General features: G+C 49.2%; 15 protein-coding genes. 12 read left to right on the top strand and 3 right to left on the bottom strand.

Annotated elements, in window-relative coordinates:
- Positions 1-340: 340 nt before the first annotated feature.
- Entirely contained in the window at positions 341-967 is a 627-nt protein-coding gene (gene sodA, locus YWE_RS0104275) for a superoxide dismutase [Mn] (RefSeq protein ID WP_029093401.1), read from the bottom strand.
- A 553-nt stretch (positions 968-1,520) separates the two neighbouring features.
- Between sodA and fdnG (YWE_RS0104265) the strand changes: the two genes are divergently transcribed.
- The 8 genes from fdnG (YWE_RS0104265) (at position 1,521) to YWE_RS0104230 (ending at position 10,189) form a co-directional block, all read left to right on the top strand.
- Positions 1,521-4,571, top strand: coding sequence for a formate dehydrogenase-N subunit alpha (gene fdnG, locus YWE_RS0104265; RefSeq protein WP_099044005.1), 3,051 nt, complete (start codon positions 1,521-1,523; stop codon positions 4,569-4,571).
- 12 nt (positions 4,572-4,583) lie between these two features.
- A complete protein-coding gene (gene fdxH / locus YWE_RS0104260; RefSeq protein ID WP_029093398.1) occupies positions 4,584-5,477 on the top strand; it encodes a formate dehydrogenase subunit beta in 894 nt (297 codons plus the stop codon).
- A complete protein-coding gene (fdnI, locus tag YWE_RS0104255; protein WP_029093397.1) occupies positions 5,461-6,120 on the top strand; it encodes a formate dehydrogenase-N subunit gamma in 660 nt (219 codons plus the stop codon). The genes fdxH (YWE_RS0104260) and fdnI (YWE_RS0104255) overlap by 17 nt, the downstream gene beginning before the upstream one ends.
- Positions 6,113-7,030: a formate dehydrogenase accessory protein FdhE gene (gene fdhE, locus YWE_RS0104250; protein ID WP_036014992.1), complete on the top strand. Its 918-nt coding sequence runs from the start codon at positions 6,113-6,115 to the stop codon at positions 7,028-7,030. The genes fdnI (YWE_RS0104255) and fdhE (YWE_RS0104250) overlap by 8 nt, the downstream gene beginning before the upstream one ends.
- Before the next feature lie 382 nt (positions 7,031-7,412).
- Positions 7,413-7,823, top strand: coding sequence for a rhodanese-like domain-containing protein (locus tag YWE_RS0104245; protein WP_036014990.1), 411 nt, complete (start codon positions 7,413-7,415; stop codon positions 7,821-7,823).
- An 18-nt stretch (positions 7,824-7,841) separates the two neighbouring features.
- On the top strand, positions 7,842-8,261 hold the full coding sequence (locus YWE_RS26590) for a DUF4418 family protein (protein ID WP_051323185.1): 420 nt from the start codon (positions 7,842-7,844) through the stop codon (positions 8,259-8,261).
- 3 nt (positions 8,262-8,264) lie between these two features.
- A complete protein-coding gene (locus YWE_RS0104235; RefSeq protein ID WP_051323184.1) occupies positions 8,265-9,479 on the top strand; it encodes an ABC transporter permease in 1,215 nt (404 codons plus the stop codon).
- Entirely contained in the window at positions 9,476-10,189 is a 714-nt protein-coding gene (locus YWE_RS0104230; RefSeq protein WP_029093393.1) for an ABC transporter ATP-binding protein, read from the top strand. The genes YWE_RS0104235 and YWE_RS0104230 overlap by 4 nt, the downstream gene beginning before the upstream one ends.
- Here YWE_RS0104230 and YWE_RS0104225 read toward each other — a convergent pair.
- Positions 10,162-10,731, bottom strand: coding sequence for a hypothetical protein (locus YWE_RS0104225; RefSeq protein WP_029093392.1), 570 nt, complete (start codon positions 10,729-10,731; stop codon positions 10,162-10,164). The genes YWE_RS0104230 and YWE_RS0104225 overlap by 28 nt on opposite strands.
- Before the next feature lie 342 nt (positions 10,732-11,073).
- A complete protein-coding gene (gene fdhD, locus YWE_RS0104220) occupies positions 11,074-11,862 on the bottom strand; it encodes a formate dehydrogenase accessory sulfurtransferase FdhD (RefSeq protein WP_407641192.1) in 789 nt (262 codons plus the stop codon).
- Positions 11,863-12,262: 400 nt separating this feature from the next.
- Between fdhD and fdnG (YWE_RS0104210) the strand changes: the two genes are divergently transcribed.
- From fdnG (YWE_RS0104210) to fdhE (YWE_RS0104195), 4 genes are read left to right on the top strand one after another with little or no spacing between them, the layout of a single operon-like run.
- On the top strand, positions 12,263-15,316 hold the full coding sequence (gene fdnG / locus YWE_RS0104210; protein WP_084166973.1) for a formate dehydrogenase-N subunit alpha: 3,054 nt from the start codon (positions 12,263-12,265) through the stop codon (positions 15,314-15,316).
- Between the two features lie 12 nt (positions 15,317-15,328).
- Positions 15,329-16,222 carry a formate dehydrogenase subunit beta gene (gene fdxH / locus YWE_RS0104205; RefSeq protein ID WP_029093388.1) on the top strand — a complete coding sequence of 298 codons (894 nt, stop codon included), beginning with the start codon at positions 15,329-15,331 and terminating at the stop codon, positions 16,220-16,222.
- Positions 16,209-16,859 (top strand): formate dehydrogenase-N subunit gamma, encoded by a 651-nt coding sequence (gene fdnI / locus YWE_RS0104200; RefSeq protein ID WP_321572721.1) that lies wholly within the window; start codon positions 16,209-16,211, stop codon positions 16,857-16,859. Before fdxH (YWE_RS0104205) ends, fdnI (YWE_RS0104200) begins: the two co-directional genes overlap by 14 nt.
- Positions 16,852-17,769, top strand: coding sequence for a formate dehydrogenase accessory protein FdhE (gene fdhE, locus YWE_RS0104195; RefSeq protein ID WP_036014988.1), 918 nt, complete (start codon positions 16,852-16,854; stop codon positions 17,767-17,769). The genes fdnI (YWE_RS0104200) and fdhE (YWE_RS0104195) overlap by 8 nt, the downstream gene beginning before the upstream one ends.
- The last annotated feature ends 91 nt before the right edge of the window (positions 17,770-17,860 follow it).

Here is a 17,860-nt window from a genome sequence, read left to right as displayed (position 1 = left end):
TACCCTTTATCTTTCTAATAGCGATGATGACTCGCCGCCATTAAAATCTATTGGGTATAGAACATAAATAAAGTTAAGCCGCTATTCTACTACAAATAGCCACTTTTATCACAGGGATAAACCGTCGGGTTATGAATACGATAGGGATAAACGATGATGTTCACCAAGAATAATTACATTTTTGGTGGCGGAAATTTGGCTATATATCGCAAGAATAGTGGTGTTTTCACTCAAAGAATGGATAAAAAACAATGAACGGAAGATAAATGGATATTTATCACGGAGACAAGGCCGGTAGCCGGATTGTCTCCGTTATGTGGATTAAGTTTAATCCGCGGTATTATTTATTCGCTTCGGCAAAATGCTTAGCGGCTTCGTCCCAGTTCACCACGTTCCAGAACTCTTTAATGTAGTCCGGGCGACGGTTTTGGAACTTCAGGTAGTAAGCATGTTCCCACACGTCGAGGCCTACAATCGGCAAGCCTGATGCACCAGAAACGCTTTCACCCATCAACGGGCTGTCTTGGTTTGCAGTAGAAACGACCGCCAGCTTACCATCTTTAATCACTAGCCATGCCCAACCTGAACCAAAACGGGTTGCCGCAGCCTGTTCAAATTTCTCTTTGAAGCTGTCAACGCTACCGAAGTCGCGTTCAATCGCTGCTTTCAGGTCGCCGGCTAACGTGGTGCCCTTTTTCAGGCCTTTCCAGAAAAAGCTATGGTTAGCATGACCACCGGCGTTGTTTCTTAACACGGTGCGCTTTTCAGCAGGTACTTTATCTAACTGTGCAATCAGCTCTTCAGCCGACAGGTTTTTCAGATCGTCAGACAGAGTTTCCAGCGCAGCGTTGGAATTATTCACATAAGCCTGGTGGTGCTTACTATGGTGGATTTCCATAGTTTGTTTATCAAAATGAGGTTCTAGCGCGTCGTAAGCATAAGGCAGGGAAGGAAGTGTGTAGCTCATATTATTACTCCTCAATGAACGATTCTAATTATATAAACGATAGGTCATTTTCTTTTCACCCCAGAGTATAACACCTAATCTAGATTGATAATCATTATCATTAGTGTGGTTAATCAGTCGTTCTGTAACATATTATTAATAATAAGATCATTGAGATAACGTTATTTGAATTGCTGAGTCAGATGAATATATCGAATTGGCTATTTTTTGTAATGAATTAAAGGTAGTTATCTGTTTTGTTTAAAAAAATAACCGTTTTATCAGCAAGTAATGAGACTACCTAATCAGGGTTATATGTCTTTAAAATAACCAATTTTGACCGTTGCAGCTGGATATTAGCCATCATGCTAAGCATATCTAAATTGAATAATAACCACATAAATAATAATGCTATTAAATAGTCAATTGTTAAAATTTATACCTATAAGTGGGTAAAATCAATATTAAAAACAAATTGATACCAATAGGATCGAGATCAAGATCTCTCCAATGTGTTGGCCCTATAATTCGCGCGTAGAAATTTTAGCTAATGCATAACGGAGAGGAGAAATCCATGCAGGTCAGCAGAAGGCAGTTTTTTAAAATCTGCGCTGGCGGTATGGCGGGTACAACAGTAGCGGCACTTGGCTTTGCGCCAGCGATGGCGCTGGCACAGACGCGTAATTATAAATTATTACACGCCCGTGAAACGCGTAATACCTGCACTTACTGTTCTGTCGGTTGTGGGCTGTTAATGTACAGCCTTGGCGACGGAGCTAAAAATGCCAAAAGCAGTATTTTTCATATTGAAGGGGATCCGGATCATCCGGTAAACCGCGGTGCGCTTTGCCCTAAAGGGGCTGGCCTTATCGACTATATCCATAGTGAAGGTCGTCTGCAGTATCCGGAATACCGCGCGCCGGGTTCCGATAAATGGCAGCGTCTGAGTTGGGATGATGCATTAAATCGCATTGCCAAACTGATGAAAGACGATCGCGATGCTAATTTCGAGCATATCAATGCCAATGGCACCGTGGTTAACCGCTGGCTGAGCACCGGTATGTTGTGTGGCTCTGCGGCCAGTAATGAAACCGGTTTATTAACCCAAAAATTTACCCGAGCGCTCGGCATGCTCGGTATTGACCAAGTAGCGCGTATCTGACACGGACCAACGGTAGCAAGTCTTGCTCCAACATTTGGTCGCGGTGCGATGACCAACCACTGGGTTGATATAAAGAACGCCAACGTTGTTGTGGTGATGGGCGGTAACGCCGCTGAAGCACATCCGGTTGGGTTCCGCTGGGCACTTGAAGCGAAAAAGCACAACAACGCGAAAATCGTGGTTGTCGATCCGCGCTTCACCCGTACGGCTGCGGTGGCTGATATTTATGCCCCTATTCGTTCCGGTACCGACATTACCTTCCTGTCGGGCGTTATCCTGCACCTGATTAATAACAACAAGATTAATGCTGAGTACGTTAAGCATTACACCAATGCCAGTTATTTAATTCGGGAAGATTACGGCTTTGAAGACGGCTTATTCAGCGGCTTTGATGAAGAAAAACGTCAATATGATAAATCCAGTTGGAACTATCAGTTTGATGAACAAGGTCAACCACTGCGTGACCCGACCCTGACTCACCCGCGCTGCGTGTGGAATTTGTTAAAAGAGCACGTTAGCCGCTATACACCTGACGTGGTGGAAAACATCTGTGGTACGCCTCAGGAAGATTTCGCTAAGGTGTGTGAAGTCTTGGCTGAAACCAGCGCCGCAGATTTAACCACAACGTTCTTATATGCGTTAGGCTGGACTGAACATACGGTCGGTTCACAGAATATCCGCACCATGGCGATGATCCAGCTATTGCTGGGCAATATTGGTATGGCCGGCGGCGGCGTGAATGCATTGCGCGGTCACTCTAACGTACAGGGCACCACGGATATCGGATTGTTATCCCAGAGTCTGCCGGGATACTTAACGCTGCCTTCAGAGAAACATACCTCTCTGGAAAGTTATCTGGCTGCCAGCACGCCGAAAAGCATGTTGCCGGGTCAGGTCAACTACTGGAGCAACTATCCGAAATTCTTCGTTAGTCTGATGAAGAGTTTCTACGGTGATAAAGCGCAAAAAGACAACGACTGGGGCTATGACTGGTTACCAAAATGGGATCAGCCTTACGACTGGATGAACTATATCGAGCGTATGGAACAGGGCCTGGTCGGTGGTTTTATTTGTCAGGGTGTGAACGTCCTTGCGTCATCACCGAACAGAAATAAGACCGCGCGTGCGTTAGCAAAACTGAAGTTTCTGGTGGTCATGGATCCATTGGCGACCGAAACCGCCAGTTTCTGGGAAAACCACGGTGAGTTTAACGATGTCGATACCGCATCGATTCAAACTGAGGTCTTCCGTTTACCGTCGAGCTGCTTTGCGGAAGAAGATGGAACCATCGCCAACTCAGGCCGCTGGCTACAGTGGCACTGGAAAGGCGCAGAGCCACCGGGTGAAGCTAAAACCGACGGCGAAATGCTATCAGCATTACTGTTTAAGCTACGTGAGCTTTATCAGGCCGAGGGCGGAAATACCCCTGAACCTCTGATGAGTATGACGTGGAACTACAGTCGTCCGAAGCATCCTGATTCAGAAGAAGTGGCTAAAGAGCTGAATGGTTGGGCCGTTGAGGATGTGATCGATGCCAATGGCAACGTTATCCTTAAGAAAGGCCAGCAGCTATCTACTTTTGCTCAGCTTAAAGATGATGGTACTACGGCAAGCGCCTGCTGGATTTATGCCGGTAGCTGGACCGAAGCCGGTAACCAAATGGCGTTGCGGGATAATGCTGACCCATCAGGTTTAGGCTTAACGCCAAAATGGACCTGGGCATGGCCGGTTAACCGCCGCATTATCTATAACCGCGCATCGGCCGATGTGCAGGGTAAGCCGTGGGATCCGAAGCGGATGCTGATTGAGTGGGACGGTAAAAAGTGGGGCGGCAATGACGTGCCTGACTTTAACCTGACGGCGGCTCCGGGCTCGGAAACCGGTCCGTTTATTATGCAACCGGAAGGCGTTGGCCGCCTGTTTGCACTGAATAAACTGGCTGAAGGTCCGTTCCCTGAGCACTATGAACCGGTTGAAACACCGATCGGTACTAACCCACTGCACCCTAACGTGATATCCAACCCGGTTATTCGCCTGTTTGAAAGCGATAGGAAACAGATGGGTACCAGTGAGGAATTCCCTTATGTGGGAACAACTTATCGGTTAACTGAGCATTTCCATACCTGGACTAAGCACTCGAAGCTAAATGCGATTACTCAGCCAGAGCAATTCATTGAAATCAGTGAAGGTCTGGCTGCGAAAGTGGGTGTACAGAACGGTGATACGGTTAAGGTCAGCTCTAAGCGCGGCGAGATTAAAACCAAAGTGGTGGTGACCAAGCGTATCCGTACCCTGAAAGTAAACGGACAGGATGTGGAAACCGTGGGTATTCCGATTCACTGGGGCTTTAAAGGCACTGCCCGTAATGGCTTTATTGCCAATACGCTGACGCCGGCCGTGGGTGATGCTAACTCACAAACGCCAGAGTTTAAGGCGTTCCTGGTTAACGTGGAAAAGGTGTAACGGAGAGAAATTATGTCAATGCAATCTCAAGACATTATCAAGAGTTCCGCCACCAACGCCCTGACGCCACCTCCACAGGTACGTCACCATCAGGAAGAAGTGGCAAAGCTGATTGATGTAACCACCTGTATCGGCTGTAAAGCCTGTCAGGTGGCTTGCTCAGAGTGGAACAACCTGCGTGATGAAATCGGTCACAACGTCGGGGTGTATGACAACCCGGCGGACCTGACCGCCAAGTCATGGACCGTCATGCGCTTCTCTGAAGTTGAAGAGAACGGCAAGCTGGAATGGCTGATCCGCAAAGATGGTTGTATGCACTGTGCTGAACCGGGCTGTCTGAAGGCGTGCCCTTCAGCCGGCGCTATTGTTCAGTATGCCAACGGTATCGTTGATTTCCAGTCAGAGCACTGTATCGGTTGTGGCTATTGTATCGCTGGCTGCCCGTTCGACGTTCCGCGTCTGAACAGTGAAGACAACCGGGTCTACAAATGTACGCTGTGCGTAGACCGTGTCAGTGTCGGCCAAGAACCCGCCTGCGTGAAAACCTGTCCTACCGGTGCTATTCATTTCGGCACCAAGAAAGACATGATTCAAATGGCGGAAGAACGCGTTGCTGAACTGAATACCCGCGGTTACGCCAATGCCGGCCTGTACAATCCGGAAGGCGTCGGTGGTACCCACGTAATGTATGTTCTGCATCATGCGGACCGCCCTGAGTTGTATCACGGATTACCAAAAGATCCGGCGATTAATCCAGTGGTTGGCTTCTGGAAAGGTATTCTGAAGCCGTTATCCGCGATTGGTTTCGTGGCGACCTTTACCGGGCTTATTTTCCACTATGTGGGCGTTGGTCCGAATAAAGTGGATGAAGACGATGACGAGGGAGATCATCATGAAGAAAAGTAAGATGATTAAACGGAACTCGTTTATCGATCGGGCCTGTCACTGGACAGTGGTTATTTGCTTTTTTATGGTTGCGCTGTCCGGTATTGCGATGTTTTTCCCGTCGCTGCACTGGCTGACTCAGACTTTCGGTACACCGCAAATGGGGCGTATTCTGCACCCGTTCTTCGGTGTAGTGATCTTCTTTGTTCTGATCGTGATGTTCTTCCGCTTCGTCGGACATAACATTCCGAAACGTAACGATATTGGCTGGTTCCTGCACATTGTTGAAGTGTTAAAAGGCAACGAACATAAAGTCGCTGACGTGGGTAAATACAATCCGGGTCAGAAGATGATGTTCTGGAGCATTATGAGCTTAACGCTGGTATTGCTGGTGACCGGTGTAATTATCTGGCGCCCGTACTTTGCTCACTTCTTCCCGATGTGGTCGATCCGCCTGAGCCTGTTGGTTCATGCCGTGGCAGCTATCGTGCTGATCCATGCCATCCTGATCCATATGTATATGGCGTTCTGGGTGAAAGGATCAATTTCCGGTATGATTGAAGGTAAAGTCAGCCGTAAATGGGCCAGAAAGCATCACCCGCGCTGGGCCCGTCAGGTTGAAGCTGAAGAAGCCAAAGCTGAGGAAGCCAAAAAAGATGAGTAGCATCCGCATCGTCCCTCCGGGCGAAGTGGCAAAAACGGCGGGAGCGATCCCGCCGTTGTTATTTGCCAACTTAAAAAGTTTATATTCCCGCCGTGCTGAGCGCTTACGCCAACTGGCAGAAAGCCATCCGTTAGGCGATTACCTGCTGTTCGCCGCTTCGGTGGTTGAAGCCCAGCAGAATGCTCACCATGACCACCCGCTGACTATCGACTTAACCGGCGTACTTGAGGCTTCGGCTTCATCGGGGCGTGCTCCGCTGGCGGTGAAGTATTTCTCTCGCAGCCCCCACTGGCAAACGCTGTTAGCGGCGATTATTGCTGAGCTGGAACCTAACGCACCTGAACATGTTCAGCCGGTTCTGGAGTCATTGAGCAAAGCCAGCGCTCAGGAGCTGGAAGACTTGGCAACTGCCTTACTGGCCGGTGAAATTGCTCAGGTCGGTAGCGATAAAGCGCCGTTCTTGTGGGCTGCTCTCTCCATTTATTGGGCGCAAATAGCCACTCAGATTCCCGGCAAGGCGCGCGCTGAGTATGGGGAAGAACGCTATAACTGCCCGGTGTGTGACAGCCCGCCGGTCGCCAGCGTGGTGCATATTGGTACTGAAACCGGCCTGCGCTATTTACATTGCAGCCTGTGTGAAAGCGAATGGCACATGGTGAGAGTTAAGTGCAGTAACTGTGAACAAACCGGTCATCTTAATTACTGGTCGCTGGATACTGAACACGCCGCGGTAAAAGCGGAGAGCTGTGGTGATTGTGGCAGCTATCTGAAGATTCTGTATCAGGATAAAGATCAAAACGTTGAGCCGGTGGCTGACGACTTAGCCTCGCTGATATTAGATGCCAAGATGGAAGGGGAAAACTTCGCCAGAAGCGGTGTAAATCCTTTTCTGTTTCCATCCGGAGAGTAATGGCTACCTCTAGCTACGCCTTGCCATCCTTTGGTCCCGGCACCCGCATCCTCTAATTTCTTTGTTATCCCCGCGAAAGCGGGGATCCACGGTTTTAGCTAACAAATTATCGCTTAGCCTCCCCCCTTAACTACAGGCATCAAACCAACACTCCCACAATCTGAAATATGATAGCCCTGAAAGCTACCATATTGATTTTTCAGGGAAGGGTCACATTTTCTGCCGCCATTCTGACGTATTGTCTTAAATCATACCCATTAATTTTTTATGGCTATTAGCTATTACACACAGCCCAAAAGCCGTTGTCAGTGTGATATTTCGCGCTGAATCCCGGTTCGATAACGATAACCATCGGTTGTGTAGCTTTATAGGAAAAAGAGTTATGCGCAGATTTTTGATCTACATCGTCCTTGCTATAAGCGTTTTTCTTATCGGCTCTGGCCCGGCAATGGCTGAATCACCTGAGACTGTAGGACCTACCGCTATTAGCATGTCATATGCCGATAAACTGCTTGGTCAAAAAGACGTTTATTTCTTTGATGCTAATACCCCGGATATCTGGGCTTCAGGTCATCTGCCGGGGGCGATATTTATCAACAAGCCTGATTGGCAATCACTGCTGCCGGAAAATAAAGCGGCAACGCTGGTGTTCTACTGTGTCAACCGACTGTGCTACGCCAGCATTGAGGCCGGTACAGAAGCTATTCGCTTAGGCTATACCAATGTTCTTCAGATGCCTGAAGGCGTATACGGTTGGATCACCTCCGGGCGGCCGGTCGAGCGGGGTGAATAACGTGCCTTGGGAAGTGGAATGAACCCGCAACGCTGGCCCGGCGGCGGCATATTGCTGCTGGGGTTTCTGATAGCCATTGTTCCTCAGTACATTTTTCCGGTTTGTGATGGCACGCTGGAAACGATAAGCGGTAAGCATATTCCGATGAAGTGCCACTGGACGGCTATCGCAGAGCTGGGTACCGGCGGGCTGATTAGCCTTGGCGGAATATCGTTAATGATTTTCAAAGATTCAGGCATCCGCTTAGGTATCAGCCTGATGACGCTGTTTTCGGCCATTCTGGCCCTGTTATTTCCGGTCTGGTTAATTGGAGTATGTCCGTCACCGCTAATGCCATGCCATGCAGGTACTTTGCCCGCGCTCGTCATACTCAGTTCATTTACTGCCGCACTCTCGCTGGGAAATCTATTTTTTCTGTCCAAAAGGCATAAGGAATAAATGATGCAGCACAAGCCTCTTACCATTGTGACTATTTCTCTTGGCAATTTAAAACGCCGGCCTTTTCGCACTTTCGGGCTGGCGATGATGGTGGCAATGTTTGCTTTTACACTGTTTGGCGGTTCGATGCTGGCACAGAACCTCAGTAATGGAATTGAGAGCCTGTCAAAACGCCTGGGGGCCGATATTTTGGTGGTTCCCGGCGGCTTTACTAAAAATATGGAAGGGGCTTTGCTGCGCGGTGAACCCAGCACCTTCTATCTTGACGGTGCTTTAACGGAAAAAATACGCACCTTACCCGGGGTTCAACAGGCTTCCGGTCAGCTATTTGTGGCGTCTATTGATGCTGAATGCTGTGTGTTTCCGGTCCAGTTTATCGGCTATGAGCAGAGTACTGACTTCGTTATTCATTCATGGTTGCCTAAGCAGATCAATCGCCCGCTTGAAGAGGATGAAGTAATTGTTGGCAGTTACATTCTGAGCAAGCCCGGTGAAACTCTGACGTTCTTTGGTCGCCCGGTTAAAGTGGTCGGGGTGCTCGACAGAACGGGCATGGGGTTTGATACCTCGATATTTATGACTCAGTCTACCGCGCTGCATATGATGCAGGCTGCCCATAAGATTAAACCTTTCCCGTCAGAACCCTCCGACAGTTGGATCTCCAGCGTGATGGTCAAAGTGCCTAAAGACCAAGATGTGGATGCTGTCGCCTACAGCATTCTTAAAAAGTACGCCAGTGAGTTTGATATTCGAGTGGTGATTGCGAAAAACATCATGAGAGATATCTCAACCAAATTGAGCCGCTTAACCTATTTAATCTACGGGCTGTCGCTGGTGTTCTGGATCATTGCCGTCGGGGTATTAGTCATTATGTTCTCGGTTTCGTTTAACGAACGAAAACGCGAGTTCAGCCTGCTCAGAGTCATGGGGGCAACCCGACGTAAGCTGGTGGCGCTGGTACTATGTGAATCGTTGATGGTGAGTACGCTTGGCACGTTGATTGGCATCGGAATGTCGGGGCTGGTGGTGTTCTCATTCAGCACGCTGATTGGCTCCGCGATCGGCCTGCCTTATCTGCACCCTCCGCTATCAACCATTCTGATGATTGCCGGTACCAGTAGCTTGTTATCGCTGTTGGTCGGGCCGATCGCCAGCGTCTATTCAGCCATACGCCTCGGGCGCTCCGATATTTATATGATGATACGGGAGAATGAATGATGCTGCTGGAGATAAAAGAGCTAAGCAAAGAGTACCAGCGAGGTACGCGTCGGTTCGTTGCGGTATCGGACGTTAGCCTGTCGCTTAAAACCGGCGACTTCTTACGCATTGAAGGGCGCTCTGGCAGCGGAAAAAGTACCTTGCTGAATATGATTATCGGATTATTAAAACCGACTTCCGGTCGGGTATTCTTCAACGGTATCGATATATTTTCCTTAAACGATTCTGACCTTTCTGCGCTGCGAAATGGCTGCATCGGTTATATTCCGCAAGGGGCCAGCCTGCTGAGTAACCTGACGGTATTGGATAACGTTCGCCTGCCTTGGTTTTTGGCCGATAGGCAGGGTGACCCTACGGACCGAGCCTATGAATTACTGGAGCGGGTTGGTTTACCGAATTACCACCATCAGTATCCGGCTCACCTTTCCGGCGGGGAAATGCGCCGGGTGGCGATCGCCAGAGCGATGATTAACCAGCCGGTGCTGCTGATTGCCGATGAGCCGACCAGCGATCTGGATATTGAAACCACCGGAGAAATACTCGGGCAGATGAAAGACCTGCAAAAGCAGGGAGCGACAGTACTGATGGTAACCCATGAAAAATACAGTGCTGCGCTGGGGAACCGGCTATGTACGATGGCCGGCGGCAGATTGAAAGAGATTCCGCTGGCCTATGAGCGAAATCAATCCGGCCAGGTTAAGGGAAGATGATAGATTTTTGTCACTTCTTCGACCTTTGACCGAATCTGCGGGATCTCTGAAGCAGATATTAACGCCAGTTTTTCAATCGCCAGCGACGTGGCAATTTTAGCCAGTCCGTAAATTGAGTTTGAGTTGAGCATATAGCTGCCGTCTTCACCTCTTTCATCATCCAGATAATCAAATTCAGATAAGGCACAGCGGTAAAATGCCTCAGTCAGGTCGTCATCTTTTCCCAGTTTAAGCGATTCCAGCGCCCAAATAACGTCTTCATGGCGGGTATGCAACGGATTATCTAATAGATTGATCAATGTTCCTTTATCTGCCGGGGCAAAGCCAAAGCGAAAGCCAAGGTTTAGCGCTGTCTCCACTCGTTCAGAGTCGGCTGGTGAGCCGGAAACACACTGAGTGGCTGCGTTATTCAGTATGGTTGATACCCATTCAGAAAGGCTTTGTTCCCCTTGAGGAAACTGCTGTAAAAACGTTTTCTCAGAGAGTTGACCTGAGTTGCTATAGAGAAATTCGTCGGTTAATTTTTGTTGTCTTTCGTCCATGGTAAGCCATTGTTAAATATTATGAATAGGATTGTATAGCGATGTCATCTACGCCAGTAATCGCGTAAGGAAATTTCCCCGGCCGTCATCCCGTTGAAAAACCACTGCTGTCCGGGATAAATAGAGTCCACTTCAACCAATTGATGACAAAATGATTCAATTTAGTTTTATCGTCAATTTCGTCCGCAAAAAGAATGTCGAAATATAATCTTTTTCTAGCGGCCGAGGGGCGATGTTTTTAAGCTCAATGGGCTCCGGGCCTTGGGCTAAGCGATAATTTGTGAGCTCAAACCTGGGTCCCCGCTTTCGCGGGGATGACGAACAGGCGGCGGGGTATTATGCCTAACCCCCAATAATCCGCTGCGGATGGGTATACACCGTCGCTCTGCCCGGTTTACTAAACCCGACCAGCGTCAGGTTACACTTCTCTGCCACCTGCACCGCCAGCGTGGTGGTGGCCGAAACGGCAAACAGTATCTCAACGCCGCACATTGCTGCTTTCTGTACCATCTCATAGCTGGCGCGGCTGGAGACTAACACCGCTCCCTGCTGCCAGCCTTGCTGTGCCCGCACGCCAAGGAGTTTATCTAATGCCACGTGACGGCCTACGTCTTCGCACCCGCCGAGCATTTTTCCTTCAGGGGATATCCAGCCTGCGGCATGAGTACAGCCGGTGAGCTGGCCGACGATTTGTACATGGTTAAGCTGAGGTAATACACCGTCTAACAGGCTGAGATCAAAGGTTTGGGTAAACGGCAGAGGCTTAATTGGCCGTAGAACTTCACCTAATTGTTCAACGCCGCACACCCCGCAGCCGGTTCTGCCTTCCATCGCTCTGCGACGCTCTTTCAGACCGACAAAACGACGGGTCGCCAGTTCGATTTCAACTTCAATTCCGTTGCAGTTTTCACGGACATCAATACCGTAAATTTCTTTGGGCGATTCGATAATACCTTCCGCCAAAGAGAAGCCAATGGCGAACTCCTCCAACTCTTTGGGTGTGGCCATCATCACCACGTGAGAAATGCCGTTGTAGCTTAAGGCTACGGGAACTTCTTCAGCAACCCAGTCTTGTTCTGGTGAATTTAAAGCGTTGTGGCGCCGGATAGTCAGCTGCTTAACGCCGGTAATCGATGGGTTACGATCGCTATCTGAACAAGTTATTTCTTTCACGTTTATAGACCCTTGCAAACCTACTCTTGATGATTATTTTTTTCGCGTTAACATTAGAGGTACAAATCTGGTAAAAACCGCCAACAATCAGTTAATTTTTGTAACATTTGGATCAAGATCAATTTAATCGGTATATTATATCCGTACAATTGCAAAGTCTTTAACTCAACGGTGATAAATAGCAGGCTTATCAAACAGTAAAAAAGGTGAGTTTTTAGTTGTTTGAATTATAAACCTTATTTTTCCGTTATTGAGAAATGAATTAAGAAACAAAGTATTTAAAGGTATTAAAAGAGTAACAGGGCACACGCGTTTAGTTTCGAGCAATGTGATAGTTAATAATAAGAAGGAGAAAACCATGCAGGTCAGCAGAAGGCAGTTTTTTAAAATCTGCGCTGGCGGTATGGCAGGTACAACGGCGGCAGTGTTGGGATTCGCTCCCTCATTAGCACTGGCTGAGACACGGAGTTATAAACTACTCCGTGCAAGCGAAGTCCGTAATACTTGTACTTACTGTTCCGTAGGTTGTGGGCTGTTAATGTACAGCATGGGTGATGGCGCCAAAAACGCCAAAGCTAGCATTTTTCATATCGAAGGGGATCCGGATCATCCGGTAAACCGCGGTGCTCTTTGCCCTAAAGGTGCAGGACTCATCGATTATGTTAATAGCGCCAGTCGACTCAAATATCCTGAATACCGCGCGCCGGGTTCAGATAAATGGCAACGTTTAAGCTGGGATGAAGCATTTACCCGTATCGCTAAGCTGATGAAGGCTGACCGTGATGCCAACTTCCAGCAGACCACCGCTGAAGGCGTCACCGTTAACCGTTGGTTAACCACCGGTCTTTTAGCCGCATCGGCTTCCAGTAATGAAAATGGCTTACTGACTCAAAAATTCTCCCGTGCGCTCGGTATGCTCGCGGTAGACAACCAAGCACGTGTTTGACACGGACCAACGGTAGCAAGTCTTGCTCCAACATTTGGCCGCGGTGCGATGACCAACCATTGGGTTGACATCAAAAACGCTAACTTAGTTGTTGTTATGGGTGGTAATGCGGCAGAAGCGCATCCGGTGGGATTCCGCTGGGCGATGGAAGCTAAAATTCATAACAATGCCAAGCTACTGGTAGTCGATCCTCGATTTACCCGTACGGCATCCGTTGCCGATTTCTATACCCCGATTCGTTCCGGTACTGACATTGCCTTCCTGTCAGGGGTTATTCTGTACCTGATGGAAAATAATAAGGTTAACGCTGAATACGTTAAAGCGTATACCAACGCCAGCCTGTTAGTACGCGAAGATTTTGCCTTCGATGATGGCCTGTTCAGCGGCTATGACGAAGAAAAACGTGTATATGATAAAACCACCTGGAACTATCAGGTTGGTGAAGACGGCTTCGCCAAGCGCGATCCGACTCTGACCGATCCTAACTGCGTGTGGAATTTATTGAAGAAACACGTTAGTCGTTATACTCCGGAAGTTGTTAGTAACATTTGTGGTACACCTCAGGACGACTTCCTGAAAGTGTGCGAAATGATTGCTGAAACCAGCGCCCCGGATAAAACCACTTCATTCCTGTATGCCCTTGGCTGGACTCAACACTCAGTCGGCGCTCAGAATATCCGTACTATGGCCATGATTCAGCTTCTGCTGGGTAACATGGGTATGGCCGGTGGTGGTGTTAACGCCCTGCGCGGACACTCCAATATTCAAGGGTTAACCGACCTTGGCCTGTTGTCTCAGTCTCTGCCGGGATATATGACCTTACCGTCAGAAAAACAAACCACGCTGGAAACCTATCTGAATGCCAATACGCCGAAAAAAGCGCTGGCCGATCAGGTTAACTACTGGGGTAACTACCCGAAATTCTTCGTCAGCATGATGAAGAGCTTCTACGGTGATAAAGCTCAGAAAAGCAATGACTGGGGTTATGACTGGTTACCGAAGTGGGATCAGGGCTATGACGTTCTGAGATACTTCGAAATGATGGATCAGGGCAAAGTGAATGGCTATATCTGCCAGGGCTTTAACCCGGTTGCATCGTTCCCGGATAAAAACAAGATCGTTCGTTCACTGTCGAAACTGAAGTTCTTGGTGACTATCGATCCGCTGAATACTGAAACCGCGACTTTCTGGCAAAATCACGGTAAACAGAATGATGTGGATACGGCGTCTATCCAGACTGAAGTCTTCCGCCTGCCTTGTACCTGTTTTGCTGAAGAAGACGGCTCTATCGTCAACTCAGGACGTTGGTTACAGTGGCACTGGAAGGGCGCTGATGGCCCGGGTGATGCGATTACCGATGGCCAAATTCTGGCAGGTCTGCTGTTCAAAATCCGTGAGCTTTACGCTCAGGACGGCGATAACGCCGTTGGCAGAGAACCGCTGATGAACATGAGCTGGGATTATCTGGTGCCAATGCATCCGGCTTCAGAAGAGATGGCTAAAGAGTCTAACGGCTATGCGCTGGAAGATATCACTGACGCCACCGGTAAAGTGATTCTGAAGAAAGGTCAGCTTTTGGACAGTTTCGCACAGTTGCGCGATGACGGTACAACCTCCAGCGCCTGCTGGATCTTTACCGGTAGCTGGACTCAGGCCGGTAACCAAATGGCCCGTCGTGATAACTCTGACCCGTCCGGTCTGGGTAATACGCTGGCGTGGGCATGGGCATGGCCTCTAAACCGTCGAATCCTGTATAACCGTGCATCGGCTGACGTTCAGGGTAAACCTTGGGATCCAAAACGTACTCTGATTGAGTGGGATGGAACCAAGTGGACCGGTGTTGATGTTCCTGACTACGGCGCAGCCCCTCCGGGTAGCGATGTCGGTCCGTTTATCATGCAAAACGAAGGCATGGGCCGCCTGTTTGCTACCGATAAAATGGCTGAAGGTCCGTTCCCTGAGCATTATGAACCCTTTGAAACGCCGATCAGCACTAACCCGCTGCACAGCAAGGTGATCTCTAACCCTGCCGCGCGCATGTTTAAAGCGGATATTGCTAATCTGGGCAATGCCAAAGACTTCCCTTATGTCGGTACCACTTACCGCTTAACGGAGCACTTCCACTTCTGGACTAAACACTCAGTACTGAATGCGATTACTCAGCCGGAACAGTTCATTGAAATGGGCGAAAACCTGGCTAAAGCAAAAGGCATCCAGAACGGTGATACGGTTAAAGTGAGCTCCCACCGTGGTTATATTGAAGCCAAAGCCGTGGTCACTAAGCGTATTCGTACGCTCAAGGTCAACGGTCAGGACGTAGAAACCATTGGTATTCCTATTCACTGGGGATACGAAGGGGTAGCCCGTAAAGGCTATCTGGCCAATACGCTGACGCCGTTTGTCGGTGATGCCAATACGCAAACGCCGGAATATAAGGCGTTCCTGGTTAACGTGGAAAAGGTGTAACGGAGATAAATTATGTCAATGCAATCTCAAGACATTATCAAGAGTTCCGCCACCAACGCCCTGACGCCACCTCCACAGGTGCGTCATCATCAGGAAGAAGTGGCAAAGCTGATTGACGTGACCACCTGTATCGGCTGTAAAGCCTGTCAGGTGGCCTGTTCAGAGTGGAATGATATTCGTGATGAAATTGGTCACAACGTCGGGGTGTATGACAACCCGGCGGATCTGACCGCCAAGTCATGGACCGTCATGCGCTTCTCTGAAGTTGAAGAGAACGGCAAGCTGGAATGGCTGATCCGTAAAGACGGCTGTATGCACTGTGCGGATCCGGGCTGCTTAAAGGCCTGTCCGTCTGCCGGTGCTATCGTTCAGTATGCCAACGGTATCGTTGATTTCCAGTCGGAACACTGTATCGGCTGTGGCTATTGTATCGCCGGCTGTCCGTTCGACGTTCCGCGTCTGAACAAAGAGGACAACCGGGTTTACAAGTGCACCCTGTGCGTTGACCGTGTCAGCGTAGGCCAGGAACCCGCCTGTGTGAAAACCTGTCCGACCGGTGCCATTCATTTTGGTACTAAGGCAGACATGATTGAACTGGCGGAAGGACGCGTCGCTGAACTGAACACGCGCGGTTACACCAATGCAGGCCTGTATAATCCGGCTGGCGTTGGCGGTACTCACGTTATGTACGTTCTGCATCATGCGGATCGCCCTGAGCTTTATCATGGCCTACCGAAAGATCCATCCATCAGTCCGGTGGTTGGCTTCTGGAAAGGCGTATTAAAACCACTGTCAGCCGCGGCATTTGTTGTCAGCTTCGCCGGTCTGATCTACCACTATATCGGCGTTGGTCCGAACAAAGTGGATGAAGACGATGACGAGGAGGATCATCATGAAACAAAATAAGATGATTAAGCGTTACTCGTTTGTTGACCGGGCTTGCCACTGGACCGTGGTAATCTGCTTCTTTTTAGTTGCGCTGTCCGGCATTGCGATGTTTTTCCCGACCTTAAGCTGGCTGACTCAGACTTTCGGTACACCACAAATGGGACGTATTCTTCACCCGTTCTTTGGCGTATTGATTTTCTGTGTGCTGGTAGTGATGTTCTTCCGCTTTGTTAGCCATAACATCCCGAAACGGGATGATATCGGCTGGTTTGTACACATTGTTGAAGTCCTGAAAGGCAACGAACATAAAGTGGCTGACGTGGGCAAATATAACCCGGGTCAGAAAGCGATGTTCTGGAGCATTATGAGTTTAATTCTCGTACTGCTGGTGAGCGGCGTGATTATCTGGCGCCCGTACTTTGCCGAGTTCTTCCCGATCTGGGCCATTCGCTTAGGGCTGATGGTTCATGCGGTAGCCGCGATTGTGTTGATTCACGCCATCCTGATCCATATGTATATGGCATTCTGGGTGAAGGGATCGATTACCGGTATGGTTGAGGGTAAAGTTAGCCGTAAGTGGGCTAAACGCCACCACCCTCGCTGGTATCGCGAAGTTGTCGCCGAAGAAGCTGAGGAAGCTAAAAAAGATGAGTAGTATCCGCATCGTCCCTCCGGGCGAAGTGGCAAAAACGGCGGGAGCGATCCCGCCGTTGTTATTTGCCAACTTAAAAAGCTTATATTCCCGCCGTGCTGAACGTTTACGTCAGTTGGCGAAAGAGCACGCACTGGGTGATTATCTGACATTTGCCGCTACGGTAGTGGATGCTCAGCAGAATGCCCATCATGACCATCCGCTAGTTATTGATTTAGCCGAAGTGTTAAAGGCCTCTTCGGTTACCGACCATGCACCGCTGTCCGTCAAATATTTACCCCGCAGTAAGCACTGGCAAACGCTGTTAACGTCTATCATTGCTGAGCTGGAGCCTGATGCGCCTGAACACGTTGCACCAGTGCTTGAAGTGCTGAAAAAGGCCGGTTCTCAGGAACTGGAAGATTTAGCCACGGCGCTGTTAAGCGGTGATATTGCCAAAGTGGGCAGTGATAAGGCGCCGTTCCTGTGGGCTGCGCTGTCTCTTTACTGGGCACAAATGGCGACACAGATTCCCGGAAAAGCGCGCGCTGAATACGGCGAAGAGCGCCATAACTGTCCGGTGTGCGATAGCCCCCCGGTTGCCAGCGTGGTGCACATCGGTACCGAAACCGGGCTTCGCTATTTGCATTGCAGCCTGTGTGAAAGTGAATGGCATATGGTACGGGTGAAGTGCAGTAACTGTGAGCAAACCGGTAAGTTAGATTACTGGTCGCTGGATACTGAACAAGCCGCAATAAAAGCTGAAAGCTGTGGTGACTGTGGGAGTTATCTGAAGATTTTGTATCAGGATAAAGACCAGTACGTCGAACCCGTGGCCGATGACCTAGCCTCGCTGGTGCTGGACGCTAAAATGGAAGGGGAAAACTTCGCCAGAAGCGGCGTGAATCCTTTCCTGTTTCCGTCCGGTGAGTAGAGCGTTACTGTCACTCTCCGTCATCTCCGTTTTCACGGGGATGACGGCCTTGAGGGGGTGATGGTGTCACGCTCTGTTTCTCCCGTGGATA

This window comes from Budvicia aquatica DSM 5075 = ATCC 35567 (assembly GCF_000427805.1).
In the GTDB taxonomy this organism is placed as follows: domain Bacteria; phylum Pseudomonadota; class Gammaproteobacteria; order Enterobacterales; family Enterobacteriaceae; genus Budvicia; species Budvicia aquatica.
The sequence above is the reverse complement of the archived record's forward strand: the minus strand, read 5'-3'. Positions and strand labels throughout refer to the sequence as shown.